Below are 23,978 nucleotides of genomic sequence, written 5' to 3' on the forward strand. Positions count from 1 at the left end.
CCCCCCCCCCCCCTGCTCCCCCCTCCCCCCCCCCCCTTCCCCCCCCCCCCCCCCCCCCCACCCCCCCCCCCCCCCCCCCCCCCCCCCCCCCGGGCCGGGGAGTGAGAACGATCACTCGGCGTCGAGCTGCGCACCGACCTCGTCGGAGATGTCGAAGTTGGCGAAGACGTTCTGCACGTCGTCGCTGTCCTCCAGCACGTCGATCAGCTTGAGGATCTTGCGGGCGCCGTCGACGTCCAGCTCGACCTGCATGCTCGGGAGGAAGTTGGCCTCGGCCGAGTCGTAGTCGACGCCGGCGTCCACCAGCGCGGTGCGCACGGCGACCATCTTGGCGGCCTCGGAGACGATCTCGAACGAGTCGCCGAGGTCGTTGATCTCCTCGGGCTCCTGGTCGAGGACGACCTCGAAGAGCTTGTCCTCGTCCACGCCGTCAGCCTTGGGGACGATCACGACGCCCTTGCGGGTGAACAGGTACGACACCGAGCCCGGGTCGGCCATCGAGCCGCCGTTGCGGGTCATCGCGACGCGCACGTCGGAGGCGGCGCGGTTGCGGTTGTCGGTGAGGCACTCGATCAGGACGGCGACGCCGTTCGGGCCGTAGCCCTCGTACATGATGGTCTGGTAGTCGGCGCCGCCGGCCTCCAGACCGCCACCGCGCTTGACGGCGCGGTTGATGTTGTCGATCGGGACCGAGCTCTTCTTCGCCTTCTGGATGGCGTCGTAGAGGGTCGGGTTGCCGGCCGGGTCGGGACCGCCGGTGCGCGCCGCCACCTCGATGTTCTTGATCATCTTGGCGAAGAGCTTGCCGCGCTTGGCGTCGATCACGGCCTTCTTGTGCTTGGTGGTAGCCCACTTAGAGTGGCCGGACATTCGCCAGCTCCTTTACGTCGCCAAAGGGAAATGAAACAGATGAGATCTTACCGGTGTCGTCACCGGAAAGGCGCACACGGTCAGCGCCGCCCCAGGTGCTCCTCGACCATCGCGACGAAGTAGGCGTGCACGCGGTGGTCGCCGGTGAGCTCCGGGTGGAAGGAGGTCGCCAGCAGGTTGCCCTGGCGCACGGCCACGATCCGGCTCTCCGGACCGTCCGCGGCGGGCAGCTCGGCCAGCACCTCGACACCCGCGCCGACGCCCTCGACCCAGGGGGCCCGGATGAAGACGCCGTGCACCGGCGCGTCGCCCAGGCCCTCGAAGGCGACACCGGACTCGAAGGACTCGTTCTGGCGGCCGAAGGCGTTGCGGCGCACGGTCATGTCGATGCCGCCGACGGTCTCCTGGTCGTCCCGGCCGTCCAGGATCTTGTCGGCCAGCATGATCATTCCCGCGCAGGTGCCGTACACCGGCATCCCGGCGGCGACCCGCTCGCGCAGCGGGTCCATCACGCCGAACAGCAGCGCCAGCTTGGACATGGTGGTGGACTCCCCGCCGGGGATCACCAGCGCGTCGACCTCGGCCAGCTCCTCGGCACGGCGCACCGGGCGGGCGAGCGCGTCGACCTCGGCCAGCGCGACCAGGTGCTCGCGGACGTCACCCTGGAGGGCGAGGACGCCGATGACTGGAGTGCTCACGGTCTTCAACCTCGTTAGATCGTTCTACGGATGTACGTGACGCGGCCCGCCGCGCGCCGAGGCGCTGCGACGGGCCGGCACAAGGGGCGACTACCAGCCGCGGTTGGCGTAGCGCTCGGTCTCCGGCAGGGTGTCGCAGTTGATGCCGACCATGGCCTCGCCGAGGTTGCGGGAGGCGTCCGCGATGATCTTCGGGTCGTCGAAGAAGGTGGTGGCCTTCACGATGGCGGCGGCGCGCTTGGCCGGGTCGCCCGACTTGAAGATGCCCGAACCGACGAAGACGCCCTCGGCGCCGAGCTGGCGCATCAGCGCGGCGTCGGCCGGGGTGGCCACGCCACCGGCGGAGAACAGCACGACCGGCAGCTTGCCGAGCTCGGCGACCTCCTTGACGAGCTCGTACGGGGCGCGCAGCTCCTTGGCGGCGGCGTACAGCTCGTTGTTGTCGAAGCCGCGCAGCTTGGCGATCTCGTTCTTGATCTGGCGCAGGTGGCGGACGGCCTCGACGACGTTGCCGGTGCCGGCCTCGCCCTTCGAGCGGATCATGGCCGCGCCCTCGGCGATGCGGCGCAGGGCCTCGCCCAGGTTGGTGGCGCCACAGACGAAGGGGGTGGTGAAGGCCCACTTGTCGGAGTGGTTGACCTCGTCGGCCGGGGTCAGCACCTCGGACTCGTCGATGTAGTCGACGCCGAGCGACTGGAGGACCTGGGCCTCGACGAAGTGACCGATCCGCGACTTGGCCATCACCGGGATGGAGACCGCCTCGATGATCTCCTCGATCATGTTCGGGTCGGACATCCGGGCCACGCCGCCGTCCTTGCGGATGTCGGCCGGAACCCGCTCCAGCGCCATGACGGCCACCGCGCCGGCGTCCTCGGCGATCTTGGCCTGCTCGGCGTTGACCACGTCCATGATCACACCGCCCTTGAGCTGCTCGGCCATGCCGCGCTTCACCCGGGCGGTACCGATCTGCGGCTGGTCTGCGGTGGTGGGGGTGGTGGACACGTGAGACCTCACTCGAAGATGAACCAGTGCTATCGCCCTATGGTAGGCGGAACGGGTGACGCAACCATGCGCCACCAAGTCCAGCCCGGACGACGGGATGCGACAAACGGGCCGTATCCGAGCACAGCCTAGGCGGGTGCCCCTTCGGGCGTGAGCGCGGGCGGCGGGGCATCGTCCATCTCGAACGCCAGCGGGAACGGGGCCTTCCCCGCCAACCGGAAGTACCGCACCAGACGGTGTTCGCGCACCGCCCGCGCCGCCCGCACCGCGTCGTTGTGGAACCGGCGCGCCATCGGCGCCCGGCGCACCGCCGCCGTCAGGTCGCGCACCGCGTCCTCCCCGCCCGGCTCCGCCACCAGCGCCGCCACCTGCTCCGGCTCGGCGAAGACCGCCCGCAGCGCCAGGCTCAGCTGGCTCTCCGCCACCTCACGCTGGTCGTCCTCGGCCTGCCGGGCCGCGTGCGCCGCGTCCAGCAGCAGCAGCGAGGCCGCCGGGTCCAGCAGCGAGGACGTGGCCAGCTCCATCGCCACCGAGGCCCGACGGACCAGCTGCGCGTCCAACGCGGCCCGCGCCGCGTCGATCCTGGCGTGCAGCCGGTCCAACCGACCGGCCGTCCAACTCAGGTACATGCCGAAGAGCACCACGGCCACGCCGGCCCAGATCCAGGTAGTCACGGGGCGCAACGCTACCGGGTGTCACCGGCTCAGCCCTCCGCGCTCGCGCTCCGGTAGGACCCGCGGTCGATGTCGGAGACGTTCACCGCGGTGTGCAGCCGGGTGCCCGGCGCCGGCGCGACGTGCTCCGCCAGCAGCGCCAGCACGCCCTCGCTGAGCGCCGCCTTCGCCTCCGGCGTACGGCCCGGGAAGATCTGGAACTCGACGTACACCTGCGCGGCGGCCCCCTCGCCCTCCCCCACCACGAAGTCGTCGTTCTGCCGGAACAGCGTCTTGCACGCCTCCGGCTTCGCGTCGATCGTCCCCACCGCGAGCCGGTTGATCGCCACGCCCAGCGCCCGGCGGTCGAAGGAGCCGGCCAGGCTCGGCGAGTAGTCGACGGAGATCTGCGGCATCGGTGCCCCCATGCGTCGTGCCCGAATACGGTCGACCGACCCTAACGCCGCCGACACCCCGGAAAAGTCCCGGGCCCGCCGGCCTCAGTCCCGGGCCAGCCCGAACCGGCCGCGCCGGCCGCCGCGCACGTCCTCCTCGACCACCGCCGCGGCCCCCGCCGCCACCGTCTCGTACACCGCCAGGATGTCCGCGCCGACCGTCGACCAGTCGAACCGCCGCACGTACCGCGAGGCGGCCTTGCTCAGCTCCCCCAGCCGCCCCGGATCGCCCAGCAGCCGCAGCGCCGCAGCGGCCAGCGCGTCCGCGTCCTCCACCGGGAACAGCTCGCCCGCGTCCCCGCCGTCCAGCACCTGCTTGAACGCGTCCAGGTCGCTGGCCAGCACCGGGGCGCCCGCCGACATCGCCTCGACCAGGATGATCCCGAAGCTCTCGCCACCGGTGTTCGGCGCCACGTACAGGTCCACGCTGCGCAGCAGCCGGGCCTTGTCGCGGTCGCTCACCATGCCGAGGAACTCCACCTGACGGCGGACCTCCGGCGCCAGGCCGGCGACGGCCTCCTCCTCGTCCCCCTTGCCCGCCACCAGCAGCCGCACGCCCGGCCGCTCGGCCAGGATCTTCGGCAGCGCCGCCAGCAGCGTCGGCAGGCCCTTGCGCGGCTCGTTGATGCGGCCGACGAAGCCGATCGTGCCCGGCTCCCCGGCCGCCGCACCGCCGCACCAGCGCTCATCCGGCTCGGCGTCCGCGAAGAAGCCGACGTCCACGCCGTTCGGGATCACCACCGCGTCGCCGCCCAGGTGCTCCACCAGCGTCCGCCGGGCGTACTCCGACACCGCGATCCGGGCCCGCATCTTCTCCAGGCCGGGCTGCAGGATCGGCGAGGCCGCGATCATCGCCCGCGAGCGCGGGTTGGAGGTGTGGAACGTCCCCACCATCGGCCCGGACGCCGACCAGGCGGCCAGCATCGACACGCTCGGCGCGGCCGGCTCGTGCACGTGCAGGATGTCGAACCGGCCCTCGTGCAACCACCGCCGCGTCCGCGCCGCCGACAGGACGCCGAAGCTCAGCCGCGCCACCGACCCGTTGTACGGCACCGCCACCGCCCGCCCGGCGCCGACCACGTACGGCGGCAGCGCCTCCTCGTCCTCGGCCGGCGACAGCACCGAGACCTCGTGGCCCAGACCGATCAGGTGCTCGGCCAGGTCCCGGATGTGGAACTGCACCCCACCGGGGACGTCCCAGTCGTACGGGCAGACGATGCCGATCTTCACGGGTTCCTCATGCTCCTTCGGGTACTCCTGCTGGCCGGGATCAGGACCCGGAGGCCTCGGCCGCCGGCTCGCCGGCCGGCTCCGGCGCGGCCGCCCGGGCCGCCTCGGAGTGCGGCGCGGCCGCCTCCTCCACCGTCTCACGGACCGGGAGGTCGGCCAGCCAGAACCGCTGCAGCATGTGCCAGTCCTCGGGGTGCTCGCGGATCGCCTCCTCCCACACCTGCGCCAGCGCCTGCGTCATCACCTGCGTCCGCTCCTTGCGGTCGCCCTCCTGCGGCACCGGCACCTCGGGGTGGATCCGCGCCCGCATCACCGGGCCGTCGTACCAGAGCGTCACCGGCAGCAGCGCCGCCCCGGTGCGCTGGCACAGCGCCGCCGGACCGGCCGGCATCCGGGTCGCCTCCCCGAAGAACGACACCTCCACGCCCGCCTCCGAGAGGTCCCGGTCCCCCACCAGGCAGACCAGCCGGCCCTCGCGCAGCCGTCGCGCCAGCGTGCCGATCACGTTCATCCCGCCCCCGGTCAACGCCAGGACCTCCATGCCCTGGCCCTCCCGGAACTCCACGAACCGGTCGAACAGCCGCTCCGGCTTCAACCGCTCCGCGACCGTGGTGAACGGGAAGCCCAGCTGCGCCACCCAGGTGCCCGCCAGGTCCCAGTTGCCCATGTGCGGCAGCGCGATCACCGCGCCCCGACCGGCCTCGATCGGCGCGCGCAGGTTCTCCAGGCCTTCCGACCGGACATCCCGGGCCACCCGCTCCCTGCTCCAGACCGGCAGCCGGAACGACTCCATCCAGTACCGCAGGTACGAACGCATCCCGGCCCTGGACAGCGCCCGCAGGCCCGCCTCGTCCAGTCCCGGACGGACCCGGCGCAGGTTCGCCTCCAACTGGAGCACCCGCTTGCCCCGCCGGCGCCAGGCGTGGTCCGCCAGCCGGTCGAACAGGCCCCGCGCCACCCGCTCCGGCAGGTGCTTCAGCACCGCCCAGCCCAGCGCGTACGCCCAGTACACCAGTCGGTCCGTCACCGCAGGACGCCCCCCATCAGCTCCCGGCCGCCGCTCGGTCGGCCTCGAACGCCTCCCGGCGCACGGTCAGCATGCGCTGGAACACCGTCACCAGACTGCCCACCGCCACCAGCCACAGCGCCACCGGCAGCAGCCACTCCACGTACGGCACCCCGAACTTGTGCAGACCCGCGACCCCGGCCGCCACCAGGCTGGCCACCAGCCGCTCGGCCCGCTCCACCAGCCCCGACACGTCGCACGGCAGCCCCTGGCTCTGCGCCCGCGCCTTGGTGTACGACACCACCAGCCCGCTCGCCAGGCAGCAGATCGCCACCGCGCACAGCAGGTTGTCGTCACCCTTGCCCGCGTACCACATCGCCAGACCACCGAAGATCGCCGCATCCGCGACCCGGTCCAGCGTGGAGTCCAGGAACGCCCCCCACCTGGTGCTCCGGCCCAGCTGGCGGGCCATGTTCCCGTCCACCAGGTCCGAGAAGATGAACAGCGTGATCGTGATGGTGCCCCAGAAGAACTCCCCGCGGGGGAAGAACACCAGCGCACCGGCCACCGAACCGGCCGTGCCGATCAGCGTCACGGCGTCCGGGCTCACGCCCAGCCGGATCAGGAACGCGGCGAACGGGGTCAGAACACGTGTGAAGAAGGCACGCGCGTATTTGTTGAGCATGGCCTTCCCGACCGCTCCGATCTCCCTGGTACCCGCCTGGCGCAACACGCGCGGCAGACGGCCGGACGGATCAGCCCGTCCGGCCCACCCATCGTAGCCAGGCCGGAGGCACGCTCCGTCGCACGCACCGCCCGACGACACCCCGGCCACGTCCCACACACGGACGGTCACCGCCCACCCGTACGACACGCGCCGCCGCAGCACCCGCACCTACACTTTCGAAGGACAGCCCCGGCGCGACGGGAGGAGACCCCGATGCCCGACCGCAGCACGGCACGAGCCGCCCAGGCACCCGCCGTCACCGCCCCCCGGGACCTGCGCAACGTCGTCCTCATCGGCTCCAGCGGTGTGGGCAAGACCACGCTCGCCGAATCCCTCGCCCTCGCCGCCGGCGCCACCGGCCGGGCCGGTCGCGTCACCGACGGCACCACCGTCTCCGACCACGAGGACATCGAGCACCACCAGCAGCGCTCCGTCCAGCTCTCGCTGCTCCCGCTCGAATGGAAGGGCGTCAAGATCAACCTGATCGACCCGCCCGGCCACCCCGACTTCACCGCCGACCTGCGCGCCGCCCTGCACGCCGCCGACGCCGCCGTCTTCGTCGTCTCCGCCACCGACCCCGTCACCGCCCCCACCCGCGCACTCTGGCGCGAGTGCGCCGCCGAAGGCATCCCGCGCGCCATCGCCGTCGCCAAACTCGACCTCGCCCGCACCGGCTTCGACGACATCCTCACCGCCTGCCACGACGCCTTCGACCTGGGCCCCGACACCCTCCGCCCGCTCTTCCTGCCCGTCCTCCACGACGGCCGCCCCGACGGCAGCGTCGACCTGCTCACCGGCGACACCTACGGCCGGGCCGCCCCGCTGCCCGACACCGGGCCGGCCCACGACAGCCTCGTCGAGGCCATCTCCGGCCAGGACGACACGCTCATGGAGCGCTACCTCTCCGGCGACACCCTCGACACCGACGCCCTCGAAGCCGGCCTGCGCCGCGAAGTCCTCAGCTGCGCCCTCCACCCCGCCGTCCCCACCAGCGAGAACGGCCTCGGCGCCACCGAACTCCTCGACCTGATCGTCCACACCTTCCCCGACCCCGGCGAACGCACCCGCCCCGCCCCCGACTGCGACCCCGACGCCCCGCTCGCCGCCCAGGTCGTCCGCGTCACCGGCGACACCTACGTCGGCCGGATCAGCCTGCTGCGCCTGTACGCCGGCACCCTGCGTCCCGACACCCGCATCCACCTCGCCGGCCCCACCCACAGCGCCGACCAGAACGGCGACGAACGCGTCACCGCCCTCAGCAGCCCCTTCGGCAAGCTCCAGCGGCCCGTCCCGCACGCCGTCGCCGGCGACCTCGTCTGCATCGCCAAGCTCACCACCGCCCGCGCCGGCGACACCGTCCACGACCCCGGCCACCCCGTCGACCTCGCCGGCTGGGCCCTCCCCGAGCCCCTGCTCCCGATCGCCGTCGAAGCCCACAGCAAGGCCGACGACGACAAGCTCTCCCAGGCCCTCACCCGCCTCACCGCCGAGGACCCGGCCCTACGCCTCGAACAGAACCCCGACACCCACCAGCTCGTCCTCTGGTGCACCGGCGAGGCCCACGCCGAGGTCGTCCTCGACCGTCTGCGCACCCGGCACGGCGTCCACGTCGACACCGTCGAACCCCAGGTCGCCCTCCGCGAGACCTTCGGCACCGCCGCCGCCGGCCACGGCCGGCTCGTCAAGCAGTCCGGCGGCCACGGCCAGTACGCCATCTGCGACCTGGAGGTCGAACCCCTCCCGGCCGGCTCCGGCTTCGAGTTCCAGGAGCACGTCGTCGGCGGCGCCGTCCCCAAGCACTTCATCCCCTCCGTCGAGAAGGGCCTGCGCGCCCAGCTCGCCAAGGGCGTCGCCACCGGCCACCCGCTCGTCGACGTCCGGGTCACCCTCACCGACGGCAAGGCCCACTCCGTGGACTCCTCCGACGCGTCCTTCCAGGCCGCCGCCGCCCTCGCCCTGCGCGACGCCGCCGAACACGCCGTCATCCGGCTGCTCGAACCCGTCGCCGCCGTCGCCGTCCTGCTGCCCGACGACTACCTCGGCGCCGTACTCGGCGACCTCTCCGCCCGCCGCGGCCGCGTCCTCGGCACCGAGACCGGCGGCCCCGGCCTGACCCTGCTGCGCGCCGAGGTCCCCGAACTCGAACTCGTCCGCTACCCGGTCGACCTGCGCTCACTCACCCACGGCACCGCCGAGTTCTCCCGCGCCTACCTGCGCCACGAACCCATGCCGACCGCCCTGGCCACCCGCTACACCGGCTGAGCGCCCTACCGCCGCGGCAGCGCGCACGCCGCCGTACCCCCCGGCATCCGGTGCCGGTTGCGCGCCACCCAGCGGTACGCCAGGCCCGCCACCGGCCGCACCGGCGCCGACGCCAGCACCGCCCCCAGGTACGCCCACGCGCCGCCCGAACGCATCAGCAGCCGCGCCACCGCCTGCGCACCCCCGTACACCCGGCCCGCCGGCGTCACCCACAGCACCTCGCGCTCCGCCCGCTCCGCGGTCACCTCGCCCAGCCCGCCCGCGCGCGCGTCCAGCGCCGCCAGGTCCTCGAACTGGAACGGCACCGCGTCCCAGCCCCCCGAGGCCAGCGTCTGCCGCAGATAGCGCTCCGCCCACCGCACGCAGGACGAACAGAACGAACAGTCCCCGTCGAACACCAACACCGGATCCATCGCCCGGGCTCCCTTCCTGGCCGTCACGGCCATCCTGCACCACCCCGACGACCGCCGCCGACCGGGTATCGACCAGCCCGAAGCTGGGCATCATGCCTCTCAAGCCCAGGCGCGGCCCGATCGTGACGGCACTTCAGACGATCATGCGCGCGGCGACACCGCGGCACGATAACCTGCCGCTGACAAGGGGAGGAGGGGACGCCACCGTGACCACACTCGACATGACTCCGGGTGCGCAGATACCCCGCACCGACGCCGGGCCGCAAACCGGAGTCACCCCGGCGCTCTCCTCGGTCGCGTACCGCGACGGCAAGATCGAGGACTTCGTCGGCAAGGTCACCGCCGCGACCCACAAGAAGCCCCGGTTCAAGCTCTTCGAGGCGAACCTCGGCGAGGCGTTCAGCGCCGCCGTCATCTCCCGCACCGTCGGTGCCGGGCGCAAGCCGATCGTGCCCTCGTTCGGCACCGACACCCGCCAGATCGTCGAACACTGCCTGGCCGCACAGGAGTTGCGGGCCGCGCGGGACCGCAAGCTCACCGTGGTCACCGTGCTCTTCGGCCTGCTCGCCCTGCCCGGCACCCTGATCTGGATCGGTGCGTTCTACCTGCGCATCTACCTCATGAAGGGCAAGGCCCTCCAGGACGAGCTCTACGGCGCCCTCGCGCTCCTGGCCGCAGCCGTGGTCTCCGTCCTGTTCCTCGTCAAGCCCCCCGCCCACGGCCCGCTCGGCGTCTACCTGCGCGTCGCCATGATCCCGCCCATCATCGGCGGGATCCTCGCCCGACGCATCGTGCTGCGCTCCACCAAGGAGCTCCGCGAGCGCTGGCTCGCCCTCGCCGAGGGCAGCTCCGTCGCCGCCACCGTCTCCAAGGCCGTCCCCCGCGACGACCTCGACAAGAAGGCCGTCGACCTGCGCGACAAGCTCGCCCGCATGGAGGCCGAGCAGGAGACCAACGTCCAGCACTACGCCGGTCCCAAGGGCATCCTCGGCGTCGGCAAGCGCTGGGGCGAATGGCGCCTGGTCGACGTGATGCGCCCCGCCGCGGGCCACTCCGACTTCCGCGCCTTCCACCCCTGGGACCTCGTCCGGAAGATCTCCTCGCACCTCAAGGGGCTCGCCGTCAGCGAGGTCGCCAACAGCGGGATGACCAACATCACGGTCAAGCAGTGGGCGGTCCTCGAAATCGGCGAGAACGCCGACGAGATCTCCCGCCCCGGCAACGCCGACATGGACGGCGACCGGATGCGCGACTTCGCCCTCCAGACCATCGCCGACAAGCAGACCTTCGCCGGCGGCGGCCCCCGGCACTACCTCGCCACCCAGTTCATCACCTTCGACGGCAAGCTGATCATCACCTTCACCGTCACCGTCACCCTGCTCGCCAACACCCTCACCGTCACCGTCGCCGGCTACGCGCTCGGCCCGGTCAACGGCGTCTTCTCCGACAAGCCCTCGGCCAAGGAGAAGACCGTCCAGAAGACCGGCAAGTTCTGGGAGGAGCGCACCGTCAAGCTCCCCCTGATCGACAACGACGAGGTGGTCCGCCAGGCCCTGCGCGCGCCGCTCACCCGCGCCCCCGGGCTGCTCTCCTGGCTCGGCGGCGGCCTGGGCCTGCCCGAGCCGTTCGGCTTCCGGCACGCCTGGGCGAGCCCGCCGTGGGGCAGCCGGTTCATGACCGACAACGCGCTCAACGCCTCCGTCCCGGTCCTCGGCGCCGTGCACGCCGCCACCCTGGAGTTCCTGGAGGAGCACGACCTGGACACCGACCGCTTCAAGAACCGCGCCTCGATCATCAAGTCCGAGGCCCAGGGCACCCGCCCGTACAAGGTCGACCAGTTCGAGTGACCACGGCCCGCGCACGCCGGAGGGGCCCGCCACCGACTCAGCGGTGACGGGCCCCTCCGGCGTTCCCGATCAGTCCTGCGGCCAGGCCTCGGCCAGCATCTTCCGGGTGTCCGCCAGCAGTTGCGGCAGCACCTTGGTGTGGCCGACCACCGGCATGAAGTTGGTGTCCCCGCCCCAGCGCGGCACCACGTGCTGGTGCAGGTGCGCCGCGATCCCGGCACCGGCCGCCGCGCCCTGGTTCATCCCGATGTTGAACCCGTGCGCCCCCGAGGCCGCCCGCAGCGCGGTCATCGCCCGCTTGGTGAAGTCGGCCAGCTCGGCCGTCTCCGCCTCGTCCAGGTCGGTGTAGTCCGCGACGTGCCGGTACGGGACCACCATCAAGTGGCCGCCGTTGTACGGGTACAGGTTCAGCACCGCGAACACGGCGGCGCCCCGGGCGATGACCAGCCCGTCCTCGTCGCTCAGCGCGGGGATCGAGCAGAACGGACAACCGTCGTCCGGAGCCGGACCGGTGGGCTTGTTCTCACCCTGGATGTAGGCCATCCGATGGGGGGTCCACAGGCGGCGGAAGCCGTCCGGCTCCCCGACGCCCCGCTGCAGTTCCGGCTCAGTCGTCATGCTGATCAGCATATTCGCCCAACGCTGCTTGCAAAGCCGCGCGGGGCGGACTCATCGAGAGCCCGCCCCGCGCGTGGTGGTCCGAAGGCGTCACACCTGGACGCGGTTCCTCACCGCGTCCACGATCTCGGCGACGGCGTCCGCCACCGGCACGCCGTTCTTCTGCTCGCCGTTGCGGTACCGGAAGGACACCGCGCCCGCCTCGACGTCGTCGTTGCCGGCGATCAGCATGTACGGAACCTTGCTCTTCTGAGCGTTCCTGATCTTCTTCTGCATGCGGTCGTCCGAGGTGTCCACCTCGACCCGGATCCCGTGCTTCTTCAGCCCGGCCGCGACCTCCAGCAGGTACGGCACGTGCTCGTCGGTGATCGGGATGCCCGTCACGGTGACCGGGGCCAGCCACGGCGGCATGGCGCCGGCGTAGTGCTCCAGCAGCACCGCGAAGAACCGCTCGATGCTGCCGAACAGCGCGCGGTGGATCATGACCGGCCGCTGGCGCGAGCCGTCCGCCGCCGTGTACTCGAGATCGAAACGCTCGGGGAGGTTGAAGTCGAGCTGAATCGTCGACATCTGCCAGGTCCGGCCGATCGCGTCGCGCGCCTGGACCGAGATCTTCGGGCCGTAGAAGGCCGCGCCGCCCGGGTCCGGCACCAGCGGCAGCCCCTGCTTCTCGGCCACGCTGGCGAGGACGGCGGTGGCCTCCTCCCAGGTCTCGTCCGAGCCGACGTACTTGACCGGGTCCTTGGTCGACAGCTCCAGGTAGAAGTCGGTCAGACCGTAGTCGCGCAGCAGGTTGAGCACGAAGGTCAGCGTCGAGTCGAGCTCCTCCGCCATCTGCTCGCGGGTGCAGTAGATGTGCGCGTCGTCCTGCGTGAAGCCGCGGGCGCGGGTCAGGCCGTGCACCACGCCGGACTTCTCGTAGCGGTACACCGTCCCGAACTCGAAGAGGCGCAGCGGCAGTTCACGGTACGAGCGGCCGCGCGCGTCGAAGATCAGGTTGTGCATCGGGCAGTTCATCGGCTTGAGGTAGTAGTCCACGCCCTCGTCGAGCTGCATGGGCGGGTACATACCGTCCGCGTACCAGTCGAGGTGGCCGCTCTTCTCGAAGAGCTTCCCCTTGGTGGCGTGCGGGGTGTAGACGAACTCGTAGCCCTCCTCCTCGTGCCGCTTGCGCGAGTAGTCCTCCATCGCCCGGCGGATGATGCCGCCCTTGGGGTGGAAGACGGCGAGGCCGGAGCCGATCTCCTCGGGGATGGAGAAGAGGTCGAGCTCGTTGCCGAGCTTGCGGTGGTCGCGCTTCTCGGCCTCGACCAGGAAGTCGAGGTGGGCCTTGAGCTCGTCCTTGGTGGGCCAGGCGGTCCCGTAGATGCGCTGCAGCATCGGGTTCTTCTCGCTGCCGCGCCAGTAGGCGGCCGCGTTGCGCATCAGCTTGAACGCCGGGATGTACCGGGTGCTGGGCAGGTGCGGGCCGCGGCAGAGGTCGCCCCAGCACTGCTCGCCGGTCTTGGCGTCCAGGTTGTCGTAGATGGTGAGCTCGCCGGCGCCGACCTCGACGTCGGCGCCCTCGCCGGCGGTGGCGGCGGAGCCCTTGAGGCCGATCAGCTCCAGCTTGTACGGCTCGGCGGCCAGCTCCTCGCGGGCGGACTCGTCGGTGACCACGCGGCGGGAGAACTTCTGCCCGCGCTTGATGATCTCCTGCATCCGCTTCTCGATGGCCTTGAGGTCATCGGGGTGGAAGGGCTTCTCGACGTCGAAGTCGTAGTAGAAGCCGTCCTTGACCGGCGGGCCGATGCCGAGCTTGGCCTCGGGGTGGAGCTGCTGCACGGCCTGCGCCATGACGTGCGCGGTGGAGTGGCGCAGGATGTCCAGGCCGTCCTTGCTGCCGATCGCGACCGGCTCGACCTCGTCGCCGTCCTGGACGGCGTACGCGAGGTCCTTGAGCTGGCCGCCGACGCGGGCGGCGATGATCGAGCGGTCGTCGGCGAAGAGCTCGGCGGCCGTAGTGCCCGTGGTCACCACGCGCTCTTCCCGATCGGGTTCGCGGTTGATGATTACCCGGACGTCCGTCACCGGTCTCTCCTGACGTGCTGGATTCAGAGGACGCAACACTGCGCTGCGCGTGACGATGGTACCGAGCGCGTCGACCCGGCCGCGCACCTACGCCCCCTCTCCCCCTTCCCCGAGGCCTCCGTCGAGCTCTTCGCCGAGCTCTTCCCCGAGTCCCTCGCCGAGGGACTTCAGCAGCCGCTCGCGGTCGGCGTCCTCCCAGCCGCACAGTTCCAGGCCCTGCGGCCGGGTGAGCCGACGGAAGCCGCCGCGGCTCTCCAGCCGGCCGGCGACCCGGACCGGCAGGCCCGCGAGGTGGGCCTCGGCGGCGAGCCGGTAGTCGGGGTCGGGCAGGCGGAGCTTGAGTTCGCGGACTTCGGCGCCGCCGAGGACGCGCAGCCGCACCGCGCCCGGTCCGGCCGGGTCGGCGCGCTTGAGCCGGACGACCACGCCGACGACGGTGACGGCGACGGCGGGCTCGATCCGTTCGAGCAGTTCGGCGGCCTCGGTCAGGGCGGGCAGGTCGCCGGGCGAGAAGTCGAGGACGACCCGGCGGTCCCCGAAGCCGCCCGGGGTCCCCGCGGCGGCGGACCAGGCGACGGTCAACCGGGCCGCCGTCGCGCCGCGGACCAGGTCCTCCACGGACTGGACGAGTTCCCGGCTGACTCCGGCCTGGACGGCGTTCTCGAAGGCCTCGGGCCCCCCGCTGACCCGGCGGTAGTCGACGGCGTCGCGCAGTGCCTCCAGGGCGCGGACCAGGGTGGTGACGGCGGCCCGGCCCTCGGGCGCGGGGGTGTAGGCGGTGAGGGCGGCGCCCTGCTCGACGACCAGGACGCGGTCCAGGAAGTCCCCGGCGTGCGCGTCCAGCCGGGCGCCGAAGTAGGCGGCCGTGGCCCGGCCGGCCTTGGCCCCGGCGGCGAGCATCGCGCGGGCCGCCCGCTGGAGCCGCTCGGCGTCGTCCCAGGTGGCGGCCTCGGCGGGGCCGGCCGGCTCCCGGTGCCAACGCAGTTCGTCGCCGGGGACGGCCAGTGCGAGCAGGATGGCGCGGGCGGACGGGGTGGAGGAGCGGGACAGCGCGGTGACGGCGTCGGCGAGGAGGTCGACGGCGTCGTCGAAGCCGTCCCCGGCGGGGACGAGGACGCTGGTGCCGGACTCGTCGTCGGGCGGCGTCCAGCGGCCGTAGCGGGCGGCGGGGCCGCCTCGCCGGACCCAGCCGTGCCGGGCGAGCAGGGTGGCGAGCACCGCCGGGTCGACGGCGGCGGGGTCGGGCAGGGCCTGGACCGGCTCGCCGGGTGCGTGCGGCGGTGTCATGGGTGCTGCTCCTCGCTGCCGGGGGCCGGGACCGGGGCGGGCGGTCACGGGCTGCCACCCGCGCCGACCCGGGCCATGATGTCGCAGAGCGCGCGGTCGTCGAAGACCTTGCCGGTGGGGACCCGCACGTTGGTGCGCCGCTGTCCGGTGACCGGGTGGCCGGCCAGGTTGACCCAGTAACAGCAGTGCCGCAGTTCCAGCGCGTCCGGGCGGGCGTGCAGCCAGCGGTCGACCCGCCGCGGCAGCAGCATCACGACCAGGATGCGCGGCACGGCGACCCTCGCCCGGGCGAGCTTGCGCAGGTGGTCGTTGTCGAGGGTGAAGCTGAAGAACGGCCCGGTCGGATCGGCCACGATCTGCTGGGTGGCCTTCAGCTGGATCTTGATGGTGACCTCGTCGTCCACCTCGTGCGCCCGGGAGCCGTGGCTGACCTGCCAGTCGATCCCGTTGTCCGGGAACGGCTGGGAGAGCGAGCAGCCGGCCGCGGCGGCGACCGCGTGCAGGTAGCCGACCTGCAGCGTCTCCATGCAGGCGGTGACCGCCAGGTTTCCCCGTAGAACGGCCGCCGCCTCCTCGGGCTGCGGCTGCGTCAGTGCCATCGCCCCGTGGCCTCCCCCTGCTCCGGGCCCGTCCGGATCGGAACGGCGGGCCCACGGGCAGGATCCCCGGTCGGGCTTGCGCCAAACGGTTGAACGGGTGTCAGAACCGGGTATCAACCGGGCGCGCGGAACGCTCGCCTGAGGGGCAGTCATGCAGCAGCACTGGTACACCGGCCCACTCGCCTCCTTCGACACCGAGACCACCGGCGTGGACGTCGAGTCCGATCGGATCGTCTCGGCCGCCCTGGTCGTCCAACTCGCCCCGGGTCGGCCGGTGCAGACCACCACCTGGCTCGCCGATCCGGGCGTCCCGATCCCGGACGGCGCCCGGGCGGTGCACGGCATCACCGACGAGCACGCCCGGACGCACGGCCGCCCGGTCGGCGCGGTGGTGGCGGAGGTCACCCGCGCGCTGGCGGACCAGGCGCGGGCCGGGCGCCCGGTGGTGGTGATGAACGCGCCGTACGACCTGACGCTGCTGGACCGGGAGCTGCGCCGCCATCACGGGCTGACGCTGACCGGCGGGGTGGGCACGGCCGGGCTGGTGGTGCTGGATCCGCGGGTGCTGGACAAGCACGTGGACCGCTACCGCAAGGGCCGTCGAACGCTGACCGACCTGTGCGCGCACTACGGCGTGGAGCTGGCCGGGGCGCACGACGCGGCGGCGGACGCGACGGCGGCGCTGGCGCTGACCCGGCGGATAGGCGCCCGCTACCCGGCGGCGCTGGGCGAACTGACGGCGGCGGAGCTACACCTGCGGCAGGCGGTCTGGCACGCGGCGCAGGCGCGGGGGCTGCAGAACTGGTTCGACCGGTCGGGGACGCCGGAGCGGGTGGACCCCTCCTGGCCGCTGCGGCCGGCCCGGTGCGGCTGCGGCCGCCGGCTGGAGCCCGAGCACGGCTGCGAGGCGGCGGCGTAGCGGCGGCCGGCAGGCGCCGGTCCCGAACGCGCCGCAGGCCCTGACCGGCTTCCTGGTCAGGGCCTGCGTGCTGTCCGGTGGGCGATACTGGGATCGAACCAGTGACCCCTTCGGTGTGAACGAAGTGCTCTCCCGCTGAGCTAATCGCCCGGGCAACGAGAAGAACTGTAGCACCATTTGGCGGTCGTCGTACAACTCGTCCCTTCCGGGTACTGCTGGCGCATCCGCAGAACTCGCGCTCCACGCGGAAGATGACTGAGCCTCAGTCGCATTCCGGATGGTTCTTCGGATGGATTCCGGAAATACACGTGAGGCCCAGCCGATAATCGGCTGGGCCTCACGTATCACAATGCATTCCGGTGGGCGATACTGGGATCGAACCAGTGACCCCTTCGGTGTGAACGAAGTGCTCTCCCGCTGAGCTAATCGCCCGGGTGCAGGGAAAACATTACCGCATCCCGGAGGGTGGTCCGAACACCCTGGTCACGGCAGCCCCCGGCCCCGGGCCGCTCAGCTCTCGCCCGCCGTCCAGGGGACGGCCAGGCCGTAGCGGGTGAAGTACCAGCCGCCGATCCCGACGACCGCGGCGAGGCCGATGGCGGTGACGGTGAGGTTGCGGCGGCGCACCCGCGGGTCCAGGGCGCGGTGGGCGGCCTCGGCGACCTTGCGGCGGCTCCACCGCAGCACCAGCCGGGCCCAGTCGAACTCGGTGGCCCAGACCCCCATGCCCAGGAAGATCACCACCCAGCCGGGGCCGGGCAGCGGCAGCATGATCACGCCGAGGACGACCACGGCGAGGCCGGCCAGGAAGATCGCCACCTGCCAGGTGAGGTGCAGCGGCCGCGAGCGGCGGACGAACGCCGGGGCGCGGGAGCCGGCCGCGTCATCCGCCGTGACCGGTTCACCCGATCCCGTGTTCTTGGCCGTCTTGTCGTTTCGCACAGTCATGCCAGGAAACTAACCAAGAAGCGGCCCGGTAATGCCCGACCGGGCCACTCCGGGATGATTCCGCAATGCGCCGTAAGGGGTACGACTCGCGCCCGAATCGGGACAGAGGGGTTTACATCGGGCTTGGGGGTGGGATGGTCCGTTCGCCGACGTGCGATTCCCCGAGCGCACACTGAGCGAAAGGCCATGGCGCTTATGAACACCACGGTCAGCTGCGAGCTGCACCTGCGCCTCATCGTGTCCAGCGAGTCCTCACTGCCCGTCCCCGCGGGCCTGCGCTACGACACCGCCGACCCCTACGCCGTGCACGCCACGTTCCACACGGGCGCCGACGAGACCGTGGAGTGGGTGTTCGCCCGAGATCTCCTCGCGGAGGGGCTGCACCGACCGACCGGTACCGGCGACGTCCGGGTCTGGCCGTCCCGCAGCCACGGGCAAGGGGTGGTCTGCATCGCGCTGAGCTCTCCGGAAGGAGAAGCCCTGCTCGAAGCCCCGGCCCGGGCGCTTGAGTCATTTCTCAAGCGGACGGACGCCGCGGTGCCCCCCGGCACCGAACACCGCCACTTCGACCTCGACCGGGAGCTGTCCCACATCCTCGCCGAAAGCTGATCCCGCCCGGAGGCGGTCACGCCCCGCCATCGGCGGGGTGGTACCTCCTGCCGTCACCGCTGCCGTCCTACTCGGGGGCACGGCAGCAACTCAGCCGCGCGCGACGCGGCCTCGGGGCCGGTGGACGGCCCGATCCCACCGGATCGGGTCCGCGACACCGCAGGCGCCCGGCAACGAGGCCGGCCATCCATACGGGTGGCCGGCCTCGCTGCCGGGCGCCCTCGGCATTTCGGGGGGTCCTTCGCGGGCCCGGCCGCCCGGACGCCGTCCGCTTCACGGCACTCTGACGGAATCCGTACACGCCTTCGAAAGAACCCGCCGCCCTTCCGCCGCACGGCCCGGTATGGTCTGGGGTAACCGTGGACGCGGGGTTCCGGAGTCCCCCTGCGCGAGGAGTCCCCAACGTGCTGATCACCCATGACACCGAGTGCGCGCTGAGCATCCTCGTCGAGCTGCTCAACACCGCGCCCGAGGTGTGCGGCACCGAGCGGCTGCCGGACGTGGCCGCGCTGGACGCCTTCGTGGTCGGCCAGGAGATCAGCGAGATCGACTCGCTCACCGAGAACGACCTGCGCAAGGTGCACGACCTGCGCACCCGGCTGCGGGAGGTGTTCGGGACGGAGTCCACCGCCGAGGCCGCCGAACTGGTCAACCGGATCGTCGCGGCCGCCGGTACGACGCCGCGGCTGACCAACCACGACCACCACGACTGGCACATCCACTACTTCGCGCCGCACGCCGCGCTCGGCGACCACCTCGCCGCCGAGCTGGGCATGGCGCTGGCCTTCATCCTGATGGCGGGCGAGCGGGAGCGGTTGCGCCGGTGCGAGGCGCCGGACTGTGCCCGGGTCTTCGTGGACCTCTCCCGCAACCGCTCCCGGCGCTACTGCGACAGCCGCACCTGCGGCAACCGGCTGCACGTCGCCGCCTACCGAGCACGGCAGCGCTCGGCGGAGGCCGTGCCCTCCGCCTGACGCCGACCCCCGCGGGGGTTCGGATGCCGCGTTCGGATGCCGCTCAGATGCCGCGCTTGCGGAGGATCTCCTCGATGTCGGAGAAGTCGCCGAGGCCGTCGTCCCGCTTGCCCGCCGCGGGTTTGCCCGTCGCCGGCTTCTTCGGCGGGGTGGCCGCCACCGCCGGGCGCTCGGGCGCGGCACCGGCGGCCGCCGGGCGGTCCGGGGCGGCGTCCACGGCGCCCCGGCGGCCCACCCAGCGCGTCGTCACCAGCAGGAGCGCGGAGAGGCCGAGCAGCACGATGCCGGTCCAGACCCGGGGGTCGAACACCAGCCTCGTCGCCCAGTCGGCGAACTCGCTGCCGATCGTCCGGGCCACCGGGAACAGGCCGGTCAGGTAGAGCCCGGCGGGCACCAGGGCCACCGCGAACCAGCGGGTCGCGGACAGGAACCGCCGCCGGTAGGCCCGCAGGCCGGCCACGGCCACCCCGCCCGCCGTGAGCGCGAAGCTGGTCGCCGCCGTCAGCACGGCAGTACTCCTTCGCTTCCGGTCGTCCTGGTCATCACTGCCTCCCTGTCGGCCTTCGCAGGGGCGCACCGTCGGCCGGAGCGGGCGCCCACTAGTGAAACACTGGGGGAATGATCGATGGTTCCCTCCCCCGGCTCGAGTTCTGGTGCGACCTCCAGTGTCCGGACTGCCGCACCGCGCTGGACGACGTACGGGCGCTGCGCGCGCGGTACGGCGACGCGCTGCCCGTCGAGGTCCGCCACTTCCCGTTGGAGAAGCACAAGCACGCCTACGCGGCCGCGGAGGCCGCCGAGGAGGCGTTCGCGCAGGGGCTGGGCTGGCCGTTCGTGGAGGCGCTGCTGGCCCGGGTCGAGGAGTTGGACGCCCGCGGGCAGCAGGTGCTGCTGGAGGTGGCCCGGGCGGTCGGGGTGGACGTCGAGGAGGTCGACACCGCGCTGATCGACGGCCGGCACATGCTCACCGTGGACGCCGACCAGGCCGAGGGCCGGGCGATCGGGGTCACCGGTACGCCGACGTACGTGATCGGCGGTCAGCGGCTGGACGGCGGGCAGAGCCAGGACGGCCTGCGGGACCGCATCGTGGCCGCCATCGAGGCGGCGGCGGCTTCCTGACGTCATGTCGGGTCACAGCGGCTTTCCGTAGATGCGGTTGGTGACCCGGTAACCGAGCGAGGCGTAGAGGCGGATCGCGACCTCGTTCCCGGCGAACACGTTGAGGCCGAGGTCGCGCACGCCGGCGGCCAGGCACTCGCGCTCGGCGAGCAGCATCAGCGTGCGGCCGTGGCCCCGGCCCCGGTGGGCCGGGGACACCTCGACGGTCATCACCCAGGCGAGCGGCCCGCCGTTCGGCAGGTCGCGCCGGTGGAAGTCCACCCAGAGCGAGCCGAGCGGCTCGGCTTCACCGTCCGCGCGCAGGCGGCGCAGAGCGACGCCCGGGCTGTCGGCGCCCTGCGGGAGCTGGCGCTGGTGGTCCAGGTGGGACCTGGCGCGGGCCTGCTCCTCGCTGAGTCCGGACTCCACGAGCGAGCGGAGGTAACCCCGGGCGGCCCGGTCGAGCCAGGCCTGGAACTCCGGGGGCTCGATCCGGTCGGCGGTGATGCCGGCGGGCAGGGCGGGGGCGGTGGTCAGCCGCTTGGCCAGGTTCCGCATCCGCTCGGTGTAGCCGAGGGTGGTGGCGAGCCCCCGGGCGATCCGCGCCGTCTCGGGGATGTTGGCGTCCACCCGGGTGCAGTCCCAGTTGCGCAGCACCTCCTCCGCGGCCAGCGCGCCGAACGTGCCGCGGCCCCGACCGCGGCCTTCTCTGACCTCCAACTCCGATATCTCGCCCCAGAGTTGGCTGCCGTGCGGGATGGCGGTGGTGCGCAGCGCGCCGACCTGGCGGCCGTTGGCGCAGATCTGCCAGCGCCTGGTGCGGCCGCCGGCGTCGGTGGGTGTCTCCGGGCCCTCGGGGCGCAGCGTCGTGGTCATGTGGTGGTCCCTTCCCCGCGCCCGGGCCCCTATGCCCTGGTTGCCGCTTCGGGGATCACGGGTCGAGGTCGTCGCCGCTGCGTTCGGCGAAGACGGCCATGGCCTTGGCGGTGACGGGGCCGATGCCGGGCAGCTCGCGGTCGTCCACCCGGGTCACGGCCTGGACGTCACGGGTGGTGGAGGTGAGGAAGACCTCGTCGGCGTCCCGGAGGGCGCTGAGCGGCAGGTCGGTCTCCTCGGCACCGCACCAGTCGACGACCAGCTGACGGGTGATGCCGGCCAGGCAGCCGGAGCCGAGGGTGGGGGTGAGCAGGCGACCGCCGAGGACGACGAAGACGTTGGAGCCGGTGCCCTCGCAGAGCAGGCCGGCGGTGTTGGCGAGCAGGGCCTCCGAGGCGCCGGCGCGGTGGGCGGCGGCCAGGGCGACGACGTTCTCGGCGTACGAGGTGGTCTTGAGGCCTGCGACAGCGCTGTGCTCGTTGCGGCGCCACGGGACGACGGCGGCGGCGGTCTCGTCGGGGCGGCGGTTGATCGCGCCGAGGGCGACGACGAGGGTGGGGCCTGCGGTGCCGCGCTCGGAGCCGAGCGGTGAGGTGCCGCCGGTGTAGGTGACGCGCAGGCGGCCGAGCGGGGCCGGGTTGGCGGCGAGGACCTGGACGCAGGCCTCGCGGACCAGGTCGTGGTCCGGGTCGGGCAGGCCGAGGCCGCGGGCGGAGCGGGTGAGCCGGTCGAGGTGCCGGGTGACCGCGAAGGCCCGGCCGTCGGTGGCCTTCATGGTCTCGAACACCCCGTCGCCGGTGGTGAGTCCGTGGTCGAGGACCGAGACGGCGGCGGCGGCGGAGTCGACGAGCGCCCCGTTGACCCAGCTCGTGGTCGGGTTCTGCATCGAGGGCTGCTCCTAGGACGAGGTGGGGGCGGGGCGGTTCATGCGCCCGTCGGGTCGATATCGCTGCCCGACGCTATCGCGACCAGGCGGGCGGCCTTCAGTTCGGTTTCCGCCCACTCGCGGTCGGGGTCGGAGCCCCAGGTGATGCCGGCGCCGGTGCCGAAGCGCAGCACGGGCGCCTCGGGGTCGGTCCGGTCGAGCCAGAAGGTGCGGATGCCGACGGCGAGTTCGCCCTCGCCTCGGTCGGCGTCGACCCAGCCGACGGCGCCGCAGTACGGGCCGCGCGGGGCGGTCTCCAGGGCGTCGATGATCCGCAGGGCGCTGGACTTGGGGGCGCCGGTGACGGAGCCGGGCGGGAAGGTGGCGGCGAGCAGCTCGGGCCAGCCGGCGCCCTCGCGCAGGGTGCCCTCGACGGTGGACACCAGGTGGACCAGGCCGGGGTGCTTCTCGACGGCGCACAGGTCGGGGACGGTGACGCTGCCGGTCGCGCAGACCTGCCCGAGGTCGTTGCGGACCAGGTCCACGATCATCACGTTCTCGGCGTGGTCCTTGTCGAGGAGGTCGTCCTCGGTGCGGCCGGTGCCCTTGATCGGGCCGGAGGAGACGGTGCGGCCGGCGCGGCGCAGGTACAGCTCGGGCGAGGCGGTGGCGATCTCGACACCGTGCGCGGGCAGGCGGATGGTGCCGGCGTAGGGGGCGGGGTTGCCGTGGGCGAGGAGGCCGGTGAGGGCGTCGACGTCGCTGCGGGCCGGGTCGGGCAGCGGTGCGGACAGCACGCGGCAGAGGTTCGCCTGGTAGACCTCGCCGGCGGCTATGTGTTCACGGATGCGGCGTACGCCCGCGGTGTAGGCGGAGCGGTCCAGGGAGCTGTGCCAGTCGCCGGCCCCCGGTCCGCGCCAGCCGGCGCCCGAGGGCGGCGCGGGGGCGGGGCGGACGTCGTCGAAGCGGGCGCAGGTCAGCCGGCCCTCGAAGTCGTAGGCGACGGCCCAGTAGCCGGTGGAGTCCAGGGCGGCCGGGTCCGAGGTGACGTCGCGCAGCCCGGTGGCCAGGCGGCCGCCGAAGCGGGCGAGCGGGGTGCTGGGTTCGGTGGGGCCGGACACGGTTCTCCTGCGCGGTGGTGCTGGGCGGCGGTGCCTGAAGTGTAGGTCCGGGGTGCGGGCCCGGCGCGGGGGTGTGACGCAGGGGCGTGAGCAGCGCCCGGCGTCGCGCGGGTGTGCGCCGGGTGGCCTGCGGATGATCGTCCGGAAGCGCCGCAGGTGGCGGCCGGTGGCCGGGCCGAGGGGTCGGCGGGCAGGCGCTCGGTGGGCATCCCATCGGCACGCTGCGGGAACGGATTTTTAGCTGGCCCGGGAATCCGCTAGAGTTCAACACGTCGCCAGGGAGCGCAGCCGAAGAAAAGCGGTGAAGGTCCCGGGAGACAGGCGGACGTGGCTCAGTTGGTAGAGCATCACCTTGCCAAGGTGAGGGTCGCGAGTTCGAATCTCGTCGTCCGCTCGATGGAGAACAGTGTAAGATCGTTCTTCGTGTGTTGCCTGGTGGAGTGGCCGAGAGGCGAGGCAACGGCCTGCAAAGCCGTGTACACGGGTTCAAATCCCGTCTCCACCTCCGAGAGGTTCGACCGGTTCCGACCGGAAGACCTCCCCGCGCGATTAGCTCAGCGGGAGAGCACTACCTTGACACGGTAGGGGTCACTGGTTCAATCCCAGTATCGCGCACGTCGGATCCTTCGGGGTCTGCTGCAGGACCGCCACACCAGGCGCGATTAGCTCAGCGGGAGAGCACTACCTTGACACGGTAGGGGTCACTGGTTCAATCCCAGTATCGCGCACGTCGGGCCCTTCGGGGTCTGCTGCAGGACCGCCACACCAGGCGCGATTAGCTCAGCGGGAGAGCACTACCTTGACACGGTAGGGGTCACTGGTTCAATCCCA

General features: G+C 72.4%; 24 protein-coding genes and 6 tRNA genes. 10 read left to right on the forward strand and 20 right to left on the reverse strand.

The window, feature by feature from the left end:
- Positions 1–111: 111 nt before the first annotated feature.
- The 8 genes from AC07BF_RS03400 to pgsA all read right to left on the reverse strand — a co-directional run bounded on the left by AC07BF_RS03400 (position 112) and on the right by pgsA (position 6,599).
- Positions 112–870 carry a YebC/PmpR family DNA-binding transcriptional regulator gene (locus AC07BF_RS03400; RefSeq protein WP_363583070.1) on the reverse strand — a complete coding sequence of 253 codons (759 nt, stop codon included), beginning with the start codon at positions 868–870 and terminating at the stop codon, positions 112–114.
- Positions 871–950: 80 nt separating this feature from the next.
- Positions 951–1,568, reverse strand: a complete 618-nt coding sequence (gene pdxT, locus AC07BF_RS03405) for a pyridoxal 5'-phosphate synthase glutaminase subunit PdxT (RefSeq protein WP_478332877.1) — start codon at positions 1,566–1,568, stop codon at positions 951–953.
- Between the two features lie 90 nt (positions 1,569–1,658).
- Entirely contained in the window at positions 1,659–2,570 is a 912-nt protein-coding gene (gene pdxS / locus AC07BF_RS03410) for a pyridoxal 5'-phosphate synthase lyase subunit PdxS (protein WP_063346811.1), read from the reverse strand.
- Positions 2,571–2,698: 128 nt separating this feature from the next.
- Entirely contained in the window at positions 2,699–3,199 is a 501-nt protein-coding gene (locus AC07BF_RS03415) for a hypothetical protein (RefSeq protein ID WP_063350972.1), read from the reverse strand.
- A 74-nt stretch (positions 3,200–3,273) separates the two neighbouring features.
- A complete protein-coding gene (locus AC07BF_RS03420) occupies positions 3,274–3,639 on the reverse strand; it encodes a 5-carboxymethyl-2-hydroxymuconate Delta-isomerase (RefSeq protein WP_363583066.1) in 366 nt (121 codons plus the stop codon).
- Positions 3,640–3,723: 84 nt separating this feature from the next.
- Complete coding sequence (locus AC07BF_RS03425; protein ID WP_363583064.1) at positions 3,724–4,908, reverse strand: glycosyltransferase family 4 protein; 1,185 nt, start codon at positions 4,906–4,908, stop codon at positions 3,724–3,726.
- Positions 4,909–4,948: 40 nt separating this feature from the next.
- Complete coding sequence (locus AC07BF_RS03430) at positions 4,949–5,935, reverse strand: phosphatidylinositol mannoside acyltransferase (protein ID WP_363583062.1); 987 nt, start codon at positions 5,933–5,935, stop codon at positions 4,949–4,951.
- Positions 5,936–5,951: 16 nt separating this feature from the next.
- Positions 5,952–6,599 (reverse strand): phosphatidylinositol phosphate synthase, encoded by a 648-nt coding sequence (pgsA, locus tag AC07BF_RS03435; protein WP_363583060.1) that lies wholly within the window; start codon positions 6,597–6,599, stop codon positions 5,952–5,954.
- Between the two features lie 255 nt (positions 6,600–6,854).
- Between pgsA and AC07BF_RS03440 the strand changes: the two genes are divergently transcribed.
- Positions 6,855–8,903: an elongation factor G-like protein EF-G2 gene (locus AC07BF_RS03440; RefSeq protein ID WP_478332878.1), complete on the forward strand. Its 2,049-nt coding sequence runs from the start codon at positions 6,855–6,857 to the stop codon at positions 8,901–8,903.
- Between the two features lie 5 nt (positions 8,904–8,908).
- Here the strand turns inward: AC07BF_RS03440 and AC07BF_RS03445 are convergent, their stop codons facing one another.
- A complete protein-coding gene (locus AC07BF_RS03445; RefSeq protein ID WP_400803631.1) occupies positions 8,909–9,316 on the reverse strand; it encodes a thiol-disulfide oxidoreductase DCC family protein in 408 nt (135 codons plus the stop codon).
- A 206-nt stretch (positions 9,317–9,522) separates the two neighbouring features.
- Between AC07BF_RS03445 and AC07BF_RS03450 the strand changes: the two genes are divergently transcribed.
- On the forward strand, positions 9,523–11,163 hold the full coding sequence (locus tag AC07BF_RS03450; protein ID WP_363583054.1) for a hypothetical protein: 1,641 nt from the start codon (positions 9,523–9,525) through the stop codon (positions 11,161–11,163).
- Between the two features lie 69 nt (positions 11,164–11,232).
- On the opposite strand, the gene AC07BF_RS03455 is transcribed toward AC07BF_RS03450, so the two are convergent.
- From AC07BF_RS03455 to AC07BF_RS03470, 4 genes are all read right to left on the reverse strand, one after another.
- Positions 11,233–11,793, reverse strand: a complete 561-nt coding sequence (locus AC07BF_RS03455) for an HIT family protein (protein ID WP_371516227.1) — start codon at positions 11,791–11,793, stop codon at positions 11,233–11,235.
- A 78-nt stretch (positions 11,794–11,871) separates the two neighbouring features.
- Entirely contained in the window at positions 11,872–13,851 is a 1,980-nt protein-coding gene (thrS, locus tag AC07BF_RS03460; RefSeq protein ID WP_478332879.1) for a threonine--tRNA ligase, read from the reverse strand.
- An 87-nt stretch (positions 13,852–13,938) separates the two neighbouring features.
- Positions 13,939–15,138 (reverse strand): hypothetical protein, encoded by a 1,200-nt coding sequence (locus AC07BF_RS03465; RefSeq protein ID WP_363627465.1) that lies wholly within the window; start codon positions 15,136–15,138, stop codon positions 13,939–13,941.
- Positions 15,139–15,182: 44 nt separating this feature from the next.
- Entirely contained in the window at positions 15,183–15,737 is a 555-nt protein-coding gene (locus tag AC07BF_RS03470; protein ID WP_478332880.1) for a DUF4365 domain-containing protein, read from the reverse strand.
- 151 nt (positions 15,738–15,888) lie between these two features.
- Here AC07BF_RS03470 and AC07BF_RS03475 point away from each other — a divergent pair, with 151 nt between their 5' ends.
- Positions 15,889–16,656, forward strand: a complete 768-nt coding sequence (locus tag AC07BF_RS03475; RefSeq protein ID WP_363583044.1) for an exonuclease domain-containing protein — start codon at positions 15,889–15,891, stop codon at positions 16,654–16,656.
- A 78-nt stretch (positions 16,657–16,734) separates the two neighbouring features.
- Here the strand turns inward: AC07BF_RS03475 and AC07BF_RS03480 are convergent.
- The 3 genes from AC07BF_RS03480 to AC07BF_RS03490 all read right to left on the reverse strand — a co-directional run bounded on the left by AC07BF_RS03480 (position 16,735) and on the right by AC07BF_RS03490 (position 17,604).
- Positions 16,735–16,806: transfer RNA gene (locus tag AC07BF_RS03480), tRNA-Val, on the reverse strand.
- A 210-nt stretch (positions 16,807–17,016) separates the two neighbouring features.
- Positions 17,017–17,088 (reverse strand) — tRNA-Val (locus AC07BF_RS03485).
- 78 nt (positions 17,089–17,166) lie between these two features.
- Complete coding sequence (locus AC07BF_RS03490) at positions 17,167–17,604, reverse strand: TIGR02611 family protein (RefSeq protein ID WP_363583042.1); 438 nt, start codon at positions 17,602–17,604, stop codon at positions 17,167–17,169.
- Between the two features lie 195 nt (positions 17,605–17,799).
- Here AC07BF_RS03490 and AC07BF_RS03495 point away from each other — a divergent pair, with 195 nt between their 5' ends.
- A complete protein-coding gene (locus tag AC07BF_RS03495; RefSeq protein WP_030056266.1) occupies positions 17,800–18,213 on the forward strand; it encodes an SsgA family sporulation/cell division regulator in 414 nt (137 codons plus the stop codon).
- Positions 18,214–18,617: 404 nt separating this feature from the next.
- The gene (locus tag AC07BF_RS03500) at positions 18,618–19,187 is read left to right on the forward strand and encodes a CGNR zinc finger domain-containing protein (protein WP_363627464.1); all 570 of its coding nucleotides are present in this window, start codon (positions 18,618–18,620) and stop codon (positions 19,185–19,187) included.
- Positions 19,188–19,230: 43 nt separating this feature from the next.
- On the opposite strand, the gene AC07BF_RS03505 is transcribed toward AC07BF_RS03500, so the two are convergent.
- Positions 19,231–19,695 carry a hypothetical protein gene (locus tag AC07BF_RS03505; protein WP_363583040.1) on the reverse strand — a complete coding sequence of 155 codons (465 nt, stop codon included), beginning with the start codon at positions 19,693–19,695 and terminating at the stop codon, positions 19,231–19,233.
- A gap of 110 nt (positions 19,696–19,805) precedes the next feature.
- Here AC07BF_RS03505 and AC07BF_RS03510 point away from each other — a divergent pair, with 110 nt between their 5' ends.
- Complete coding sequence (locus AC07BF_RS03510; protein ID WP_363583038.1) at positions 19,806–20,306, forward strand: DsbA family protein; 501 nt, start codon at positions 19,806–19,808, stop codon at positions 20,304–20,306.
- 12 nt (positions 20,307–20,318) lie between these two features.
- Here the strand turns inward: AC07BF_RS03510 and AC07BF_RS03515 are convergent, their stop codons facing one another.
- From AC07BF_RS03515 to AC07BF_RS03525, 3 genes are read right to left on the reverse strand one after another with little or no spacing between them, the layout of a single operon-like run.
- Positions 20,319–21,161: a GNAT family N-acetyltransferase gene (locus AC07BF_RS03515; RefSeq protein WP_400986357.1), complete on the reverse strand. Its 843-nt coding sequence runs from the start codon at positions 21,159–21,161 to the stop codon at positions 20,319–20,321.
- A 55-nt stretch (positions 21,162–21,216) separates the two neighbouring features.
- Positions 21,217–22,047 (reverse strand): aminotransferase class IV, encoded by an 831-nt coding sequence (locus AC07BF_RS03520; RefSeq protein ID WP_478332881.1) that lies wholly within the window; start codon positions 22,045–22,047, stop codon positions 21,217–21,219.
- Between the two features lie 38 nt (positions 22,048–22,085).
- Positions 22,086–23,147, reverse strand: a complete 1,062-nt coding sequence (locus tag AC07BF_RS03525; RefSeq protein WP_363627463.1) for a chorismate-binding protein — start codon at positions 23,145–23,147, stop codon at positions 22,086–22,088.
- 321 nt (positions 23,148–23,468) lie between these two features.
- On the opposite strand from AC07BF_RS03525, the gene AC07BF_RS03530 reads away from it, so the two are divergent.
- The 4 genes from AC07BF_RS03530 to AC07BF_RS03545 all read left to right on the forward strand — a co-directional run bounded on the left by AC07BF_RS03530 (position 23,469) and on the right by AC07BF_RS03545 (position 23,875).
- Positions 23,469–23,541, forward strand: a tRNA-Gly gene (locus tag AC07BF_RS03530).
- 40 nt (positions 23,542–23,581) lie between these two features.
- Positions 23,582–23,652 (forward strand) — tRNA-Cys (locus AC07BF_RS03535).
- A 38-nt stretch (positions 23,653–23,690) separates the two neighbouring features.
- Positions 23,691–23,762: transfer RNA gene (locus AC07BF_RS03540), tRNA-Val, on the forward strand.
- A gap of 41 nt (positions 23,763–23,803) precedes the next feature.
- Positions 23,804–23,875: transfer RNA gene (locus AC07BF_RS03545), tRNA-Val, on the forward strand.
- Positions 23,876–23,978 lie beyond the last annotated feature (103 nt).

It is taken from the genome of Kitasatospora sp. NPDC043950, from assembly GCF_056435345.1.

Excerpts from the sequence above, each read along its gene's own strand:
- AC07BF_RS03465 (WP_363627465.1), bottom strand. The coding sequence starts at position 15,138 with ATGACACCGCCGCACGCACCCGGCGAGCCGGTCCAGGCCCTGCCCGAC.
- AC07BF_RS03440 (WP_478332878.1), top strand. The coding sequence starts at position 6,855 with ATGCCCGACCGCAGCACGGCACGAGCCGCCCAGGCACCCGCCGTCACC.
- AC07BF_RS03520 (WP_478332881.1), bottom strand. The coding sequence starts at position 22,047 with ATGCAGAACCCGACCACGAGCTGGGTCAACGGGGCGCTCGTCGACTCC.
- AC07BF_RS03510 (WP_363583038.1), top strand. The coding sequence starts at position 19,806 with ATGATCGATGGTTCCCTCCCCCGGCTCGAGTTCTGGTGCGACCTCCAG.
- AC07BF_RS03470 (WP_478332880.1), bottom strand. The coding sequence starts at position 15,737 with ATGGCACTGACGCAGCCGCAGCCCGAGGAGGCGGCGGCCGTTCTACGG.
- AC07BF_RS03495 (WP_030056266.1), top strand. The coding sequence starts at position 17,800 with ATGAACACCACGGTCAGCTGCGAGCTGCACCTGCGCCTCATCGTGTCC.
- AC07BF_RS03415 (WP_063350972.1), bottom strand. The coding sequence starts at position 3,199 with ATGTACCTGAGTTGGACGGCCGGTCGGTTGGACCGGCTGCACGCCAGG.
- AC07BF_RS03475 (WP_363583044.1), top strand. The coding sequence starts at position 15,889 with ATGCAGCAGCACTGGTACACCGGCCCACTCGCCTCCTTCGACACCGAG.
- AC07BF_RS03400 (WP_363583070.1), bottom strand. The coding sequence starts at position 870 with ATGTCCGGCCACTCTAAGTGGGCTACCACCAAGCACAAGAAGGCCGTG.
- AC07BF_RS03455 (WP_371516227.1), bottom strand. The coding sequence starts at position 11,793 with ATGCTGATCAGCATGACGACTGAGCCGGAACTGCAGCGGGGCGTCGGG.
- pgsA (WP_363583060.1), bottom strand. The coding sequence starts at position 6,599 with ATGCTCAACAAATACGCGCGTGCCTTCTTCACACGTGTTCTGACCCCG.
- AC07BF_RS03445 (WP_400803631.1), bottom strand. The coding sequence starts at position 9,316 with ATGGATCCGGTGTTGGTGTTCGACGGGGACTGTTCGTTCTGTTCGTCC.
- AC07BF_RS03420 (WP_363583066.1), bottom strand. The coding sequence starts at position 3,639 with ATGCCGCAGATCTCCGTCGACTACTCGCCGAGCCTGGCCGGCTCCTTC.
- AC07BF_RS03515 (WP_400986357.1), bottom strand. The coding sequence starts at position 21,161 with ATGACCACGACGCTGCGCCCCGAGGGCCCGGAGACACCCACCGACGCC.
- AC07BF_RS03490 (WP_363583042.1), bottom strand. The coding sequence starts at position 17,604 with ATGACTGTGCGAAACGACAAGACGGCCAAGAACACGGGATCGGGTGAA.